At 68.8% G+C, this 15361-nt stretch carries 17 protein-coding genes; 10 read left to right on the forward strand and 7 right to left on the reverse strand.

The genetic code is table 11. From position 1 onward, the window contains the following. Positions 1–3 precede the first annotated feature (3 nt). From IPK85_12230 to IPK85_12245, 4 genes are read left to right on the forward strand one after another with little or no spacing between them, the layout of a single operon-like run. Positions 4–1464 carry a GAF domain-containing protein gene (locus IPK85_12230; protein ID MBK8248155.1) on the forward strand — a complete coding sequence of 487 codons (1461 nt, stop codon included), beginning with the start codon at positions 4–6 and terminating at the stop codon, positions 1462–1464. Next, positions 1457–2809: a sigma-54-dependent Fis family transcriptional regulator gene (locus IPK85_12235; GenBank protein ID MBK8248156.1), complete on the forward strand. Its 1353-nt coding sequence runs from the start codon at positions 1457–1459 to the stop codon at positions 2807–2809. The genes IPK85_12230 and IPK85_12235 overlap by 8 nt, the downstream gene beginning before the upstream one ends. Then, positions 2806–2988, forward strand: a complete 183-nt coding sequence (locus tag IPK85_12240) for a hypothetical protein (GenBank protein ID MBK8248157.1) — start codon at positions 2806–2808, stop codon at positions 2986–2988. Before IPK85_12235 ends, IPK85_12240 begins: the two co-directional genes overlap by 4 nt. Further along, complete coding sequence (locus tag IPK85_12245; GenBank protein MBK8248158.1) at positions 2985–3983, forward strand: P1 family peptidase; 999 nt, start codon at positions 2985–2987, stop codon at positions 3981–3983. The genes IPK85_12240 and IPK85_12245 overlap by 4 nt, the downstream gene beginning before the upstream one ends. Before the next feature lie 2 nt (positions 3984–3985). Here the strand turns inward: IPK85_12245 and IPK85_12250 are convergent, their stop codons facing one another. Next, positions 3986–4420: a hypothetical protein gene (locus tag IPK85_12250; protein MBK8248159.1), complete on the reverse strand. Its 435-nt coding sequence runs from the start codon at positions 4418–4420 to the stop codon at positions 3986–3988. Between the two features lie 57 nt (positions 4421–4477). On the opposite strand from IPK85_12250, the gene IPK85_12255 reads away from it, so the two are divergent. The 6 genes from IPK85_12255 to IPK85_12280 all read left to right on the forward strand — a co-directional run bounded on the left by IPK85_12255 (position 4478) and on the right by IPK85_12280 (position 10036). Next, positions 4478–5425 (forward strand): EamA family transporter, encoded by a 948-nt coding sequence (locus tag IPK85_12255; protein ID MBK8248160.1) that lies wholly within the window; start codon positions 4478–4480, stop codon positions 5423–5425. Continuing rightward, the gene (locus IPK85_12260; GenBank protein MBK8248161.1) at positions 5425–6117 is read left to right on the forward strand and encodes a haloacid dehalogenase-like hydrolase; all 693 of its coding nucleotides are present in this window, start codon (positions 5425–5427) and stop codon (positions 6115–6117) included. Before IPK85_12255 ends, IPK85_12260 begins: the two co-directional genes overlap by 1 nt. Beyond that, complete coding sequence (locus tag IPK85_12265; protein ID MBK8248162.1) at positions 6110–6706, forward strand: class IV adenylate cyclase; 597 nt, start codon at positions 6110–6112, stop codon at positions 6704–6706. Before IPK85_12260 ends, IPK85_12265 begins: the two co-directional genes overlap by 8 nt. Continuing rightward, the gene (locus IPK85_12270) at positions 6696–7406 is read left to right on the forward strand and encodes a hypothetical protein (protein MBK8248163.1); all 711 of its coding nucleotides are present in this window, start codon (positions 6696–6698) and stop codon (positions 7404–7406) included. The genes IPK85_12265 and IPK85_12270 overlap by 11 nt, the downstream gene beginning before the upstream one ends. Beyond that, positions 7403–7789, forward strand: coding sequence for a holo-ACP synthase (gene acpS / locus IPK85_12275; protein ID MBK8248164.1), 387 nt, complete (start codon positions 7403–7405; stop codon positions 7787–7789). Before IPK85_12270 ends, acpS begins: the two co-directional genes overlap by 4 nt. A 66-nt stretch (positions 7790–7855) precedes the next feature. After that, a complete protein-coding gene (locus tag IPK85_12280) occupies positions 7856–10036 on the forward strand; it encodes a cytochrome c/FTR1 family iron permease (GenBank protein MBK8248165.1) in 2181 nt (726 codons plus the stop codon). Here the strand turns inward: IPK85_12280 and IPK85_12285 are convergent. From IPK85_12285 to rsmB, 6 genes are all read right to left on the reverse strand, one after another. Beyond that, positions 10026–10880, reverse strand: a complete 855-nt coding sequence (locus tag IPK85_12285) for a prolipoprotein diacylglyceryl transferase (GenBank protein MBK8248166.1) — start codon at positions 10878–10880, stop codon at positions 10026–10028. The two genes, IPK85_12280 and IPK85_12285, sit on opposite strands and share 11 nt — an antisense overlap. Before the next feature lie 116 nt (positions 10881–10996). Beyond that, entirely contained in the window at positions 10997–12046 is a 1050-nt protein-coding gene (tsaD, locus tag IPK85_12290; GenBank protein ID MBK8248167.1) for a tRNA (adenosine(37)-N6)-threonylcarbamoyltransferase complex transferase subunit TsaD, read from the reverse strand. Further along, positions 12043–12582, reverse strand: a complete 540-nt coding sequence (locus IPK85_12295; protein MBK8248168.1) for a TlpA family protein disulfide reductase — start codon at positions 12580–12582, stop codon at positions 12043–12045. Before IPK85_12295 ends, tsaD begins: the two co-directional genes overlap by 4 nt. Then, complete coding sequence (locus IPK85_12300) at positions 12579–13244, reverse strand: ribulose-phosphate 3-epimerase (GenBank protein ID MBK8248169.1); 666 nt, start codon at positions 13242–13244, stop codon at positions 12579–12581. The genes IPK85_12295 and IPK85_12300 overlap by 4 nt, the downstream gene beginning before the upstream one ends. Next, on the reverse strand, positions 13241–13975 hold the full coding sequence (locus tag IPK85_12305) for a PASTA domain-containing protein (GenBank protein MBK8248170.1): 735 nt from the start codon (positions 13973–13975) through the stop codon (positions 13241–13243). The genes IPK85_12300 and IPK85_12305 overlap by 4 nt, the downstream gene beginning before the upstream one ends. Then, on the reverse strand, positions 13972–15327 hold the full coding sequence (rsmB, locus tag IPK85_12310; protein ID MBK8248171.1) for a 16S rRNA (cytosine(967)-C(5))-methyltransferase RsmB: 1356 nt from the start codon (positions 15325–15327) through the stop codon (positions 13972–13974). The genes IPK85_12305 and rsmB overlap by 4 nt, the downstream gene beginning before the upstream one ends. Positions 15328–15361: the final 34 nt, after the last annotated feature.

Here is a 15361-nt window from a genome sequence, read left to right on the forward strand (position 1 = left end):
TCCATGACGACCCCTACCCGATCGATTACCCCAGCCCGCGGGCTGGACGAGGCGACACTTGCCGCGCTGGCGGGTCTCGAACCGGCGCATGCGGACCGGCTCCGGGCCCTCGTGCGCACCGGTGATCGCAGGGGGGCGGCGCTCGCCGGAGTGCAACAGCTGGTAATGGCCCTCGCCCGCGCGACCGATGAAGAGGTGATCCTCGACGAGGTCGCTCGCGGGGCGCAGCGGATCCTCGGCGTGCGCGGCGTCCTCGTCCTGGACTTCGACGAACCTGATCGGCGCGTAACGGTGCGGCGACGCCTCGGCGACGACGCGATCGGCTTCGAGCTGCCGGCTGGCGACGGTGGGGACGCCCTCACGGAAACCTGGCGCACCGGGACGCCGCTCCTGCTGCGTCGCGAAAGCCCGCCCGAGGCGGTGCTGCTCGACGCGACCTGGCAACGGGATCCTCCTCTCGAGGGGATGCTCCTGTTGCCCATGGTGCACGGGCGAAAGCTCTTCGGCGCCCTCGTCGGGTGGAGTGATGAGGCGGGGATCCTCGACGAGGAAGCGCGCGAGATCGGGACGACCCTCGCTGTGGTGGCGGGCACCGCGATCAACAACGCGCGCCTGCACATGGAGAGTGAACGCGAGCGCCGGCAGAGTGATGCCATGGCCGAGGTTGCGCGCGCGGTGGGTGAGTCCCTTAAGGTGACCGAGGTGCAACGACTGATCCTGCGGCACGCGATGGCGTTGCTGCGGGCGGCGGGGGCGTGTACCGCGCTTCGGGATGGCGATTACCTCTACGTGCAGAGTGCAGCCGGCATCGCGGATGTCTTTACCGGGGTGGTGGTGCCCGTGCAGGGGAGCCTCATGGGGCAGGTGGTCCTGTCGGGTGCGACGGCGATCAGCAACGACGTGACCGCGGATCCGGGGGCGTATCACCGCAATCTGCAGCTCGTCGATGTCCGCCGGGCCGTGATCGCGCCACTTCGGACGGCCCGAGGCATCATCGGGGTGCTGGCCCTGTTCAATCGCGACGAGGCCTTCCACGAGGGGGATGCGCGCATCCTGCAGCGACTCGCGGACCAGGTGGCGGTGGCGATCGTCAACGCGCGGCTGTTCGCCGAGATCCAGGAGGCGACGCGCGAGTGGTCGTCGATCTTCGATGCCATCGGGGTGGGGATGGTGGTGGTCAACGAGGAGGGACGCGTGCTGCGCTGCAACGTGCGCGCGCGACAACTGACGGGTGACGAGACCACGTTCGGGTTGATCGGGCGGTCCTTCTACGCTGCGGTCCTGGGGCTCCCGCATGCACCGGCCAACGATCCGTTGCGTGCGGCCATCGAGGAAGGTGCGCGCGGGCGCGCCCGCTGCCGCCACGCCAGCGGCGAACTCGAGGTCGACATCATCGCGATGCCCCACCCGGACGGTGGGGCGGTCGTCACGTTCGATCCGGTGGAGTCGCCGACCCATGGGTGACCTGCTGATCGTTGACGACGAGGAAATCCTCGCGCAGTCGTACGCGCGATGGTTCACGCGTGGGGGGCACGCGGTCCGGGTTGCCCACACCGGTGGCGAGGCGTTGCGGGCGTTCAGGGAACGGCGACCGGACGCCATCCTCCTCGACGTGAACCTGCCGGACATGTCCGGATTCGACGTGTTCGACGCGATACGCCCGGAGGACCCGGTCGTGGTCATGATCTCGGGGCATGCCGAGGTGCCCATGGCCGTGCAGGCCGTGCAGGGCGGGGCGGAGACCTTCCTGACCAAGCCAGTGGACCTCGCGCAATTGGGCGTGGTCGTGGACCGGGCCCTCGAGCGCGGACGGTCGCGTGAGCTGGCGCGCCGGGCCAACGCCCGCCGGGCGGCGTCGGGGCGCGTCGCGTTAGGTACCTCCCCGGCCATGGTCGACCTGGCGACCCAGGTGGAGCTGCTGGCCGCGGTGGAACGCACGCCGGTCCTCCTGGTCGGCGAGCCGGGCACAGGCAAGGGGCGTTTAGCAGGATGGATTCACGCGACCAGCACGCGCCGCGACGGCCCGTGGGTGGAGGCGTCGTGTACGCGGGCCCAGGCCGGGCCGCTGGAGGCGGAGTTGTTCGGTCGCGAGGGCGATGCCGGGCGGGCCGGTGTGGTGGAGGTGGCGAGCGGCGGGTCGCTCTTCCTTGACGAAGTCGGGGACCTGCCGTTGGCCCTCCAGCCACGCCTGCTATCCCTCCTCGAGGGCAACGCCATTCGACGGGTGGGGGGAACACGTGAGATCCCGGTGGATGTGCGCCTTATTGCCACGACGACCCATGACCTCGTGACGGAGGTGAACACCGGCCGCTTCCGGGAGGACCTCTACTACCGCGTAGCCGTCATGCCGTTGCGGCTGCCTCCGCTGCGCGATCGGTCGCGTGACGATCTGGTGGTGCTGGTGGACGGGGTCATTGCCGAGCTGACGCCGGCCCTTCCGCACGCGCCGCGCGACGTGGACCCAGCTGCCATGGACCGGTTGGTCTCGCACACCTGGCCAGGTAACCTCCGCGAACTCCGCAACGTCCTCGAACGCGCCATGCTGGTGAGCCGCGGGGCCGATGCCATCGCCGCGGACGCACTCCCTGCGGACCTCGCGCGCGGCGATGGAGCTGCGGACCCCGCTGCGCCGCGTCCGCTCGAGGAGATCGAACGCGAGCATATTGCCCGGGCCCTGCGTTACCACGCAGACAACCGCTCGCATACCGCCCTGGCGTTGGGGATCTCTCGCGCCACGCTCATCAAGAAGATCCGGCACTACGGGCTTGGTGCGCGGAACGCACCGCCGTCACGAGGGAGGAACACATGACCGAACTCAAGGAACACGATGCGATGGTGTGCCGCGCGTGCGGCAACGAGGAGCGCGCGTCGGAGGGATATCCCTGCACCGGGTGCGGCACCTTCATCTGCGTGATCTGCAACATGAAGGGAATCACCATGTGCAAGACCTGCAGCGCGGCTTCCCCAATTGCCGGGCAGCCCTCGTGAAGAGCCTGTTCCAACCTGCGGGCGTCGACTTTGCTCCTTTAGGCATCGTCATCGGCCACGCGACCGACCCCTCGGGGGTGACGGGGGCCACGGTGATTCGGCGCGCGGCCGGGGCGATGCGCTGCGGCGGGGTGCAGCTCGGCCGCGCCACCGCGTCGCGGGAGTTCGCCATCGCCGATCCGCAGCACTCCACGGATCGGGTGGATGCGATCCTCCTCACCGGGGGATCGGCCTATGGCCTCGATGCGGCGGCCGGCGTGATGCGCTGGATGGAGGAACACCAGCGCGGGTTCCCGATCGCCGGTGGCGTGGTCCCCATCGTGCCTGCCGCCGCCATCTTCGACCTTGGCATGATGGGTCCGTTCAGCACGCGACCGACGCCCGACGTAGCCTACGCGGCGTGTGCAGCTGGTGTCACGACGCCGGCCGAGGGGAGCGTGGGCGCCGGGACGCGGGCGAGCGTTGGCAAGGTCGCTGGCGCGGCACGCGCCATGAAGGGCGGCTTTGGTGCCTGGGTGGTGCGCAGCGGGGACATCGTCGTGGGGGCTGCGGTCGTCACCAACGCGGTGGGCGACGTTCGCGACGCGAGTGGCCGCATCATCGCCGGGGCACGAGGCGATGGTGGCCGCTTCCTGGACGCTACCACCGTCCTGACGTCAGGTGGGCCGCGTCGTGGCGACGATGCGCCAGCGGGAATGAACACGACGATCGGTGCCGTCATGACCAATGTCCTCCTGTCCCGCGCCGACCTGCAGCAATTGGCCCGCGCCGCGACCGCCGCCTGGTTCAAGCGCATCACACCGTGTGCCACGCAATTCGACGGGGATACGCTCTTCGCGCTCGGCCCCATGGAGGGAATCACGGCGTCACTCGTGGCCGTCGAGGTGCTCGCCGTCCAGGCCATGGAGATGGCCGTCGAGCGCAGCGTGCGGTTTGCCCGCGGGCGTGACGGCGTTCCCGGTCTGGCTGATCCCGCCGTGTCGCGCGAGAAGTAGCGCTAGGAGACCATCCCCCCTGCGGTCGGGGGGGCCACAAAGGCCGGTGGGGTGGTGCGAACGTGGAGCGGGATCTCGCCGCGCTGCTGCCCGTTCACGAACACCCGCATCGCGTAGGCACCGGCCAGGTCGAGTGGAAGGTCGATGGACGCCAGGAGGGGGATGTCGATCTCACTGACTCCCGGTGGGGCCGGCGTCAACTCCACCTGCCCATCCGAGGCCCACAGCTCGACCCCGCCCGGGTTGATCCAGCGTAGCGAGACCTGGTGCGTACCTGCGTCCTGGGGGGTCCCCTTGAAGCGGACGATCAGGTGCGCGCGAGGATGGACAGCCGGTAACCCACCGACCTGCACCGCGTCAAAGACGCCGAGGATGTTCAGCTTCCCTTCCTGGGAGATGTTCGCGCCGTCGGCGAACATGGCAAATGAGACGACCATGGGCGCAAGATAGTCGTGTGGGTGCAGTCCGGCGCGGGCGCCGTCTACCTTTCGCCCATGTCAGTCCGGACGGAAACGGCAGGTCAGGTGCTGGTGGCACCGGGGCGGGGAGACGAGGTGCGTTGGCACACGGACGTCCTTCTCCTCCTCATGGCCCTCATGTGGGGCCTGAATTTCAGCGTCCTCAAGTTCACCTCGGCGTTCATGGGCGGGCTCGCCATCAACGCCATCCGCATTCCCCTGGCGGCCTTCGCGCAGCTCGGGATCGCGGCGGGCCGCGACATGACCCGCCCGGACCCGCGAGAGGCCAGGGCGCTGGTGCTGCTGGGCATGCTCGGCAACGGCGTCTACCAGGTCTTTTTCATCCTGGGGCTCATGCGATCCAGCGTGGCGACGGCGGCCCTCCTGATCGCCGCGAGCCCGGCATTCGTCGCCATCGTCGGACGCCTCGAGAAGTCGGAGTTCCTCAACGGCCGTCAATGGCTCGGCGTGGCGCTGCAGATTGTTGGGTGTGGCACCGTCGCGTTAGGCGCCGTGCGCAACCGGGCGGTGGGAAGTGACAGCATCCTCGGCGTCGTCTTCCTCTGGTCGGCGGCGTTGTCCTGGGCGTTGTATGCCACGCGGGTCAAGCAGTACTCGCACCACGTGGAGCCGTGGTATCTCGGCGGGTACACGATGTTGGGCGGGGCGATCGTCGCCGTGGCGGTGGGGATTCCCGCGTTGATGCTCGTCGACTGGGGGGCGTTGCCGGTGATCGCCTGGGGGGCGCTGGGTTACTCCTCGTTGATCGCGATGGTGGTCGCCTACCTCTTTTACTATCGGGGCCTGCGCGTCCTCGGCCCGACCCGCACGTCGATGTACTCGAACCTGCAGCCTATCGTGGCCATTGCCGTCGCCTGGGCGTTCCTGCGGGAGCGGCCGACGGCAGCCCAGTTGATGGGCGCCACGCTGATCGTCGGCGGACTCCTGCTCGCCCGATCCGACGCCGAACCTGCCGAAGCCTGATGAAACTCATCCTGTTTGATATCGACGGCACCTTGCTGTGGACCTCCGGCGCTGGGCGCCGCGCGATGGAGGCCGCGCTGGTCACGCATTTTGGCCACGCAGGGGCCCCGGGGTACCGATACGATGGCAAGACCGACATCCAGATTGTGCGCGAGTCGATGCGGGAGGCCGGGGTCGAGGATGCCACCATTAGTGCGCGAATGAACGATGTACTCGCGATGTACCTCGAGCGACTGGGCGTGGAGATCGAGGCTCCGCATACCACCATGCACCGATATGATGGGGTGATGGAGTTGCTCGACGCCCTCGAGGCGCGCGCGGATCGCGTCACGGGGCTCCTCACCGGCAACATTGTGGAAGGGGCCAACCGGAAGTTGCGGGCGGTCGGGGTTGCGCCTGAACGCTTCCGCCTCGGCGCGTTTGGCTCCGACCACGAGCACCGTCACGAACTGCCCGCGATTGCCGTGCGCCGCGCACACGAGACACTGGGACTCGCCTTTGAGGGATCCCGCGTCGTCATTATCGGCGACACGCCCGCGGACATTCACTGTGGACGCGGCATCGGGGCTCGGGCGATTGGCGTCGCCACCGGACACTACACCGTGGAAGATCTGGCGGCGCACGACCCGGCGGCCGTCTTGCCCTCGCTTGGAGATACGGCCGCGGTCCTGCGCGCCATCGACAATGCGTGAGATTGAGCTGAAGGGAGTCGTGCCAGACGCCGACGCGGTGCAACGCGCGCTGGTGGCCGCCGGGGCCAGGTGCACCTTCACGGGGGGCCTCGTCGACTGGCGATACGATCTTCCGGATCGCCGTCTTCGCACGCGCGATGAGGTCCTGCGCCTCCGCGTGACTCGTCCCACCAATGGGGCCGAATGCGCTCGACTCGACTTCAAGGGGCCGACCTCATATCCGGGTGGTTTCAAGGTGCGGGAGGAGATCGGCACGGACGTGCAGGACGCGAAGACGTTGCATGCGATCCTGGTCGGGCTGGGGTACGTGGTCTCGCGGGAGATCGAGCGGGAGGTGGAGGTCTATGAATGGGACGGCGTGGTCGTGCGCCTCGAGCGGTATCCGCGCATGGACCTGCTCGCCGAGGTTGAGGGCGATCCCGATGGCATCGAACGGGCGATCCTGTGCATGGGGCTCGACCGCGCGTCGTTCACCGTGGAGCGGCTCTCGGACTTCGCGCGACGCTTTGAGGTCCGAACCGGACAGCGCGCCGCACTTTCCGCTCGCGAGTTGGCGGGCGACTACCGGTTCCGGTTGGATGACGCCTGAGCCGGCCCCCCTGCTGGTCGTGCACGGCCTGACGATCGGCGGACGTTGGGCAGGCCGCGCGCTGGACGGTATCGGCGGACTGGTGATCGAGCGTGTTGACGGAAAGGTGGCGACCGAGCACGCGCGGGTCAGCGTCAGCTGGCGTTCGCTCGCCGACGCAACCCTGGAGCGAGGGACGCTGACCCTGTACCAGGGGGGGGACGTCGTGGTCTTCACCGGGTCGCCCGAGTTGCCCCGGGCGTGGGGAATGATTGTTGAGCGAGCATGCCCCATGCCGGAATTCGCCCGCGGGCTGCGCACGTTAGGCAGGCGCGGCTCCGACGAGGCGTTGGAAAGCCGATTCTTCGGGCCGTTGCTCGCGGCGCGCCGCCGCGTGGCGAATCCCGATGCCGTCGAGCGCCGCGTCGCCCAATTCGACACCAACGCCCTCGCCGATCGCTGGCGGGCCGAGATGGAACAGCTGGCCGCCGGGCGGTTTGCCGCGGACGCTCCGCGGCGGCGCGCGCTTGCCGCCCACCTCGAGGAGGCGATCGAGCCGTGCCTCGCGGCGCTCGAGCATCTTGCCAGCGCCGGGGACGCGGTGTTCGCCGCTCCCGCGGGGACGCGCTTCGATGCGTGGCGCCGGTGGACTGGCCAGCTCCGCCGTGTGTTCATTGAAGCCGACCGCGCGTGGCATCACGTCTCACTGCACCTCTCATGATCCTGGGAATCGGCGTGGATATCGTGGACCACCAGCGGGTGCGCGACATGCTCGCCCGGCGCGGGACCGAGGCGCTGATGGCGAGGCTCCTGACGCCATCGGAAGCGGCATACTGCCAGCGTATGTTCGATCCGGCTCCGCACATCGCCGTCCGGCTCGCGGCCAAGGAAGCCACGTTCAAGGCACTGGCGGGCTCCTTTGAGGCCCGGGCGATAGGATGGCAGGAGATGGAGGTCGTACACGACGAGCATCGTCGGCCATTGCTTCGGCTTTCAGGCCGTGCGGCGGTCAGGGCGGCCGAATTGGGGGTCGTGAGCACGCATCTCTCGATGACGCATGGAGATACGTCTGCCGTGGCCACGGTGGTTGTGGAGGGTGGCTAGCCCTTTTCCGGAGACCCGATAAATTCTGTCGGGTTAATTTCTTCGCCCCCGAAACGCCGCTTCCTGATGGGTCGGAATCTCTCCATACGCGCCGCCGTTGCCTGGATTCTGCTGGGGGCGGTCGTGCCACCGCAGGCCGCCGCGCAGGAACGCCCAGCGAAGCGCCTGGCGATGATCGTGAGCGTGGCGATGACCGAGTATGGGCTGGCGGTGGATGACCAGCGCCGCGTGGTCAACGACATCGAGTACGAGGAGGCGGTGACCTTCCTTGCGGATGCCCGCGACGTGGCGGCTCGGCTCAGTGGCGATCGCGCGCCGCAGATCCGTTCCCTGCTGGACTCGATGGCGGCGGGAGTCGGGCGAAAGGAGCCACCAGCCGTCGTGCTCGCGCTCCATGCGCAGGTGATCCAGGCGATGGGAGCAGATGCGGCGCTCGACATGCCCACGCGCCGCCTCGACCCCCTTGAGGGACAGCGGATCTACGAGACCAGTTGCGCGAGCTGCCACGGATCGCGGGGGATGGGCGATGGGCCGCAGGCGCGGGCGCTGACCCCCCCGCCGCCAGCGCTGGCGGACGCGGACCAGATGGCCACCGTGACCCCGGCGATGATGTACAACATCATCTCGGTAGGTGTCGTCGGCACCAGCATGGCCGGCTGGGCGGGCACACTCACGCCGGACCAGCGGTGGAATGTCATCGCCTATCTCAACAGCTTGCGGGCGCCGCAGCCCACGGCACCGGGCGAAGGACTGTACTTGCAGCGGTGCGCGGGGTGTCACGGCGTGACCGGGATGTCCGATGGTGACCTGACGCGCGCCTTGTCCCGACTGCCTGCGGAGCTGTCGAGTTTTGCCTGGCATGTCGACCGGAGTGATGCGCAGATTGGCGCCGTCATTCGGGAGGGGGTAAACGGGACGGCGATGCCGCCCGCCCGGGAGCTCTCGGCAACCGATGTCGCGCAGCTCGTGGCGCATGTGCGGCGGCTGGCGCTCGAGGATGTCCCGTCCCCGGTGGCCACGACGGACAGCACCGGAGGCGCGGCTGCAGCGCAGCGTGTGCTGGGCCTGCTTAACGATGCCCTGGGCGCCTTGCGCGCCGGCCGTCGCGCCGACGCCAACGATCGCGCTTTTGACAGCTATATCGCCTTCGAACCGCTCGAGACCGTGGCGCGCGCCCGCAATCCGGGGTTGGTCGCGTCGATGGAGCGCCAGTTTGCCGACTTCAAGGGTGCGGTGAAGGCGGGGGACACCCGCGGAGCAGAGCGGGCGCGGGACGCCGTGGAGGCCGGGATGCCCGGCATCCTTGAGTTGGTTCAACCCACCACGGGATTCTGGGGCAATTTCCTCCAGTCGTTCCTGATCATCCTGCGCGAGGGCTTCGAGGCGATCCTCGTGGTCGGGGCGGTGGTGACCTTTCTCGTGAAGACCGGCAACCGTCGGCGACTGCGCGCCGTCTGGTTGGGCGTCGGGGCCGCCCTCGTTGCCAGTGGGGTGACGGCGGTGATCCTCGCGACCGTGCTGCGCGCGTTGCCAGCGACGCGCGAGATTATCGAGGGGATCACGATGCTCGTGGCGGTCGCGGTCTTGTTCTCCGTCAGTTACTGGCTGATCTCCAAGGTAGAGGCCGCGAAGTGGCAGCAGTTCATCCGGGACAAGGTCAACGACGCGCTGCAGCATGGGGGTGGGCGTGCCCTCTCCGTCGTTGCCTTCCTGGCAGTGTATCGCGAGGGCGCCGAGACCGCGCTGTTCTACCAGGCCCTCCTGCGGGATGGGGCCGGGATGCCGATTGCGCTGGGGATCGTGGTGGGCGGGGCCGTGCTCGCCGTCGTCTTCACGCTGTTCTATCGCTACGGCGTGCGGCTGCCGCTCCGCCCGTTCTTTGCGGGCACGTCGGCCCTGCTCTACTACATGGCGTTTGTTTTCATGGGGAAGGGGATCCGCGAGCTGCAGGAGGGCAACATCGTCCCGATCACCGTCCTCCCTGGTTGGCCGCACGTAGAGGCGATGGGGATCTATCCCAGCGTGCAAACCCTGCTGGCCCAGCTGTTCCTCGTCGTGCTCTTTGTGCTGGCCCTGCTCAAGACCTTCTGGCCCAAGCGTTCCGTGAGCCTGCCGACGGTGCCCCAGCCCTCACCGGGCCCCGCGGTGATCGACGCCCGTGTGAAGGCCCTGGAAGAGAAGGTGCGGGAGATGGAGCAGACGATGGTGGTGGAGGAGCACCCGCAGGGCGCCGACTTCAGGCGGTAGCGGGGCTCGCAGCATAGATCCCCGGCTTGCCGGGTCCGGTGCGTGACCGAGCGGCCATGACGGCGACGCCAATCGCCATGATTGCGAGTCCGATGACCTGGGCGGCGGTGAGCGGGCCGAAGAATCGGTCGTCCTTCGCGCGGAAGAACTCGATCACGAATCGCTCCGCACCGGCCAGCACGCAGTAGACACCAAAGAGCCATCCTTCGGCGTGCTTGTGGTTCCGGAAGCGCCAAACGACAAGGAACATCAGGAAGCCGAGGAAGGTCTCGTACAGCTGCGTGGGATGTACCGCGAGGACGGTCTCCGGCGCCACGCCGTCCGGAATCGGGACGCCGAAGCTCCGGTTCATCTGGATCGCAGTGCTCGGCGGCGCACCCTGCGGGAACATCACGGCGAGTGGTCCGTCCCAGGGTCGCCCGTAGTCGTCGCCCACCGCCCAGCATCCGGTCCGCCCCACGGAATACCCCGCAGCGATGGCGATGCCCGCGACGTCAGCGAAACGCGGGAAGGAGAGCTTGCGACTGGTGATGAAGATCCAGTTGGCCAGGACGGCACCCATAAAGCCGCCCCAGAAGACGAACCCGGCGCGCGACAGCAGGTCGCTCCAGTCGCCGGTGACCACGGCGGAGTAGTAGACCTTTCCGCCAACGATGGTGCCGAGGATGGAGTAGATGATGATGTCCGGGATGGCGTCCGACTCCTTCTTGTGCCCCCGGCGGGTAAGCTCAACCTGGCAGATCACCTGCGAGATCGCGAAGGCCATGAAGACGGCGATCCCGAATCCGGTGAGCTTGAAACTCCCGTAGATCGGGATCTCGAACGGCAGGACAGTGTGAGGCATCGGGGCTCGGGAACGGCGGGTCGGGACAAGTTACAGGGGACGCCGGGTGAGGTGAACAGCGCGGGGTAACGGATGCGCGCGGAGCGAATGTGTGGCAGGCGGCAGGGACGACCTCGTCAGCGGCCGGTTCCCGTCAGGCCGGGAATGTCGCGCTGGGCATAGGCATTCAGGGTCCAGTTGTCAGCTTCCCCGCGATTCACGCGCCAGGCGCCGGCAGCGGCGATCATGGCGGCATTGTCCGTGGCGAGCCGGGCGGTTGGGGCAAAGACCCGCCCCCCGATGCGGTCCAGTTCGTGCGCCAAGGCGGTGACTAGTGTGCGATTGCATGCCACGCCACCGCCGAGCACCACGCGGGTCCGATCATGGGCCCGGCAGGCGCGCACGACCTTGGCGGTCAGGGTGTCGATGACCGCATCCTGGAAACCGCGGGCGAGGTGCGCGCGGTCAGCCTCGAGGTCGGGGGACGCCTCCACCGCGAGTCGTACGGCCGTCTTGAGGCCGCTGAAGGAGAGGTCGTAGTAGTCGATGTCTCCCGGTTGCTGGTCCCGGCGCAACATGGGCCGGGAGAAGCGGAACCTGGCGGGATCTCCGTCGCGCGCGAGCCGCTCGATATGTGGACCGCCGGGGTACGGAAGGCCGAGCAGCTTCCCCACCTTGTCGAAGGCCTCACCCGCCGCGTCGTCGCGCGTGCCACCCAGCCAGCGGTAGTCGCCCCAGGCGGGGACGTCCAGCAACATGGTGTGGCCGCCCGAGACCAGCAGCGCCGTGAACGGGGGGGTAGCGTCCGGGTGCTCGAGCGAGGTTGCAAACAGGTGCCCTTCCATGTGATGCACGCCGATGATGGGTCGCCCGCTCGCAGCGGCGAGCCCCTTGGCGTAACTCACCCCGACGAGCAGCGCGCCGACCAGCCCCGGGGCATGTGTCACGGCGATGGCATCGATCTCGCCGAGCGACGCGCCGGCTTCGGTGAGGGCGTGCGTGACGACGGGGACGATCGCGGTGAGGTGGGCGCGCGAGGCGATCTCCGGCACCACGCCCCCAAAGACCGAGTGGATGTCCTGCGAGAGGATGACGAGGGACCGTACCGTCCACTGCCCCGGCCCTCCCTCCACCACGCTGGCCGAGGTCTCGTCACACGACGTCTCGATCCCGAGGACGACGCTCACGGGCGCGGGGATGCGAGGAGTTGCTCGATGACCCCGTGGACCGCCGGGCTGTCCCAGTCCGCGGCGCCCTGCCGGATCATGCGCAGTCGCCCGTCGCGTGCGACGACGTAAGTCGCCGGGATGCCTCGGGTCTGGTAGTCCAACTCCACCTTGCCGCTGCCCTCGTGGAGGATCTCGAACGTGATGCCGCGTTCACGCACGAAGGCCGCCACCCGGTCGGCGAACGGCGGGTCGTCCACGGCGATGCCGACCACGTGCAACCCGCGGTCCCGGTAGCGCTCGTACAGGCGCTGGATGCTGGGCATCTCCGTGACGCAGGGGACGCACCAGGTCGCCCAGAGGTTGATGACGACGACCTCACCGCGGTAATCGGCGATCCCCTTGAGGCGATCTGGGCTGCCGAGGACCGCACCCGCAAAGTCTGGTGCGGGGGTTCCGGGAGCCACGCCGGTGTTCGCCGCTGAGCGCCATCCATACCAGGCACCGACACTGAGCAGCGCGAGCCCCAGGAGGACGAGGGGCACTCGCCGTGTCACGCGACCTCGCTGCACCGCGCGCGAAGGGCGGCGATTTCGGCCCGGGGATCGGCGGCGGCGAATACCGCATTGCCCGCCACAAAGGTGTCGGCGCCGGCCCGCCAGCACCGCGTAATGGTGTCGCGCGTGATGCCACCGTCTACCTCGATAGCGGCCGCTCGCCCGCGGGCGTTCAGCAAGGCCCGCGCCTGGGCGATCTTCTCGACGGACCGCTCGATGAACCGCTGCCCGCCGAATCCCGGGTTGACCGTCATCACCAGGAGGAGGTCAATGTCATCAACCACGTCCGCCAGTGTGGCGACCGGCGTCGATGGGTTGAGGGCGACCCCGGCCCGTGCCCCCAACTCGCGGATGCGGGCCAGCTGCCGATGCAGGTGGGGGGCCGCCTCCTGGTGGATCGTCAGTACGTCGGCTCCCGCCGACACGAAGTCCTGGAAGTACTTCTCCGGTTCGACCACCATCAGGTGGACATCCAGCGGCAGCGCGGTCAAGCGGCGCACGGTCTCGATCACCTTGGCCCCATACGTCAGGTTGGGGACAAAACAGCCATCCATGACGTCGATATGGATCCAGTCGGCGCCCCCCTCGACGCACATGGCGATCTCGTCGCCCAACCGCGCAAAGTCAGCACTGAGGATCGAGGGAGCGATACGCACGGTCATGGGCGGCCGACAATACGAAGGGTGATAGGCGTACTCGCGGTGACGGTGCTGCCGGCGGCCGGTGTCTGCGCGACCACGGTCCCGGCGGGCAATGTCGACGTCGAGTCGTACTCCAGCGGGGCGAGTTGAAGGCCGAGCTGTTCCAGCAGTCCACGCGCCGTCACCAGGTCGCGGCCCACGATATCGGGCAGGGACAGCTCAACAGGTCCGGCGCTAACCGTGACGGCGACGCGCGTGCCCCTGGGGACTGTATAGCCCACTGGGGGGGACGAGGCGAGGACCGTTCCCCGCGCGGTATCCGACGGCTGCTCGGTGGCCTCGCCTAACGCGAGTCCAGCATCGGTGAGGGCGCGGGTGGCGTCGTCACGGGACAAGCCCGACAGCGCGGGAATCACCACGCGATCGACCCCCTCGGAGACGTCCAGCACGACCGCGCTGCCGCGGTCCGCGGCCTCACCCGCCGCCGGCACCTGGGCGAGGACCGTGTTCTTCGGCGCATCGGCGGCCGGCCGCTCGCGGCCCAGCGTGGCGACCAGCCCCCCCGACGCCAGGCGGCGCTCCGCATCGGTGTACGACAGGCCGATGACCGTTGGGACCTGCACGCTGACTGGCGCGGCCCCGCCGCCGGGAAGCAAGAGGATCGCCATCGCAGCGAAGGCTACCAGGAACCCTGAGGCACCGGCGATCGCGTAGGGAAGCCAACGTCGGGCTCCGGCCGATCGCGCGCTCATGCGTCGACGCCCCGTCGCCTCAGGCGCGCGGCAAACGCGCCGTCCGTGCCGGCGAGGATGGGCAACACGTTCAGGTATCCGTCTCGCACGGTGTCCGCGGATACCGTGCCCGCGGTGGGGGGCTCCAGGACAAACGCGGGATGCGACTGCAGGAAGGCCGCCACCATCCCCTCGTTCTCCTCCCATTCGAGGGAGCACGTCGAATACACAAGGAGCCCACCGGGTCGCACGCAGCGGGACGCGGCCGCGAGGATCTCGCGTTGGGCGTCGCAGGTCACGGCGAGGTCAGACGGCTTGAGCCGCCACCGGGCATCGGGGTGGCGCCGGAAGGTGCCCGTTCCGCTGCATGGGGCGTCGACGAGGACGGCATCGACGGCCGCGACGGGAGGTTCCAGGGCATCCGCGACGACCCCGTAGATGTTGTCAATGTGTAGCCGCTTCACGTTGTCGCCCACACGGGCCAGGCGGGCGGGGGCGCGGTCCGCCGCGACGACGAGCCGGGCCGTGCGTGAGAGCGCGATCGCCTTGCCCCCGGGGGCCGCACAGAGGTCGAGGACGATCGCACCTGCCGGCACCGCCGCGTATAACGCGACCAGGGCAGCCGCAGGATCTTGCACGAAGAACGCCCCCTCGGAGAACCCGGGGAGGTCGGGGATCACACTGGCCCCCCGCACCTCCCATCCCTCCAGCGCAAACGGGGCCTGTTGGACCTGCAGCCCGGCTTGGGTGAGCGCATCGTGCAAGGCGAGGCGCTCCGCGTCCGTGCCTACAGGGCGAATGCCGAGCGGCGCCTCCATGTTGTTGGCCGCCAGCAGGGCCTGTGTGACCTCGGCGCCCCAGCGAGACACCCAGCGCGCCACGAGCCAACGCGGGTGGGAGTGTCGCACGGCCAGTTGCGTGACGGCGTCGGGATCGCTGGGGAGGTCGTCCAGGGTGGCCCGCTCACGGTCCAGTCGTCGCAGCACGGCATTCGCCAGCCCGGCGGCGCCCATACCAACCACGTCTTTCACCAACTCCACCGTTTGCCCGATGGCGGCGTACGGCGGGACGGAATCCATGAACCGGAGCTGGTACGCCCCCAGGCGCAGCTGATCAACCAGGTCGGGATCGAGGCGGTCCAGTCCCCCCTTTACCCGGTCGGCCAGCCAGCTGTCGAGAAGGCCGCGTGTCCGCATGGCGCCCCAACACAGCTCCTGGACCCATCGCCGGTCACGCGCATCCAGGTTCCTCACGGCCCCGTCGAACGCCTGGTCCAGGAGCTGACCCTGTCGAACGCCGCGCATGATCGCGGCCGCCGCAATCCGTGACGGGGTCACGGACTGGCGGGGGCGGGGACGGGCGTGGGTGATCATGAACGAAAGCTAGGCGGGACGAGGGATCGATGAG

It is taken from the genome of Gemmatimonadota bacterium (genome assembly GCA_016712265.1).
Classification (GTDB): Bacteria; Gemmatimonadota; Gemmatimonadetes; order Gemmatimonadales; family Gemmatimonadaceae; genus RBC101.

What these genes read in the sequence shown, in the direction of transcription:
- IPK85_12230 (MBK8248155.1), top strand. Translation starts at nt 4, where the DNA reads ATGACGACCCCTACCCGATCGATTACCCCAGCCCGCGGGCTGGACGAG.
- IPK85_12235 (MBK8248156.1), top strand. Translation starts at nt 1,457, where the DNA reads ATGGGTGACCTGCTGATCGTTGACGACGAGGAAATCCTCGCGCAGTCG.
- IPK85_12240 (MBK8248157.1), top strand. Translation starts at nt 2,806, where the DNA reads ATGACCGAACTCAAGGAACACGATGCGATGGTGTGCCGCGCGTGCGGC.
- IPK85_12250 (MBK8248159.1), bottom strand. Translation starts at nt 4,420, where the DNA reads ATGGTCGTCTCATTTGCCATGTTCGCCGACGGCGCGAACATCTCCCAG.
- IPK85_12255 (MBK8248160.1), top strand. Translation starts at nt 4,478, where the DNA reads ATGTCAGTCCGGACGGAAACGGCAGGTCAGGTGCTGGTGGCACCGGGG.
- IPK85_12260 (MBK8248161.1), top strand. Translation starts at nt 5,425, where the DNA reads ATGAAACTCATCCTGTTTGATATCGACGGCACCTTGCTGTGGACCTCC.
- IPK85_12265 (MBK8248162.1), top strand. Translation starts at nt 6,110, where the DNA reads ATGCGTGAGATTGAGCTGAAGGGAGTCGTGCCAGACGCCGACGCGGTG.
- IPK85_12270 (MBK8248163.1), top strand. Translation starts at nt 6,696, where the DNA reads ATGACGCCTGAGCCGGCCCCCCTGCTGGTCGTGCACGGCCTGACGATC.
- acpS (MBK8248164.1), top strand. Translation starts at nt 7,403, where the DNA reads ATGATCCTGGGAATCGGCGTGGATATCGTGGACCACCAGCGGGTGCGC.
- IPK85_12280 (MBK8248165.1), top strand. Translation starts at nt 7,856, where the DNA reads ATGGGTCGGAATCTCTCCATACGCGCCGCCGTTGCCTGGATTCTGCTG.
- IPK85_12285 (MBK8248166.1), bottom strand. Translation starts at nt 10,880, where the DNA reads ATGCCTCACACTGTCCTGCCGTTCGAGATCCCGATCTACGGGAGTTTC.
- IPK85_12300 (MBK8248169.1), bottom strand. Translation starts at nt 13,244, where the DNA reads ATGACCGTGCGTATCGCTCCCTCGATCCTCAGTGCTGACTTTGCGCGG.
- IPK85_12305 (MBK8248170.1), bottom strand. Translation starts at nt 13,975, where the DNA reads ATGAGCGCGCGATCGGCCGGAGCCCGACGTTGGCTTCCCTACGCGATC.
- rsmB (MBK8248171.1), bottom strand. Translation starts at nt 15,327, where the DNA reads ATGATCACCCACGCCCGTCCCCGCCCCCGCCAGTCCGTGACCCCGTCA.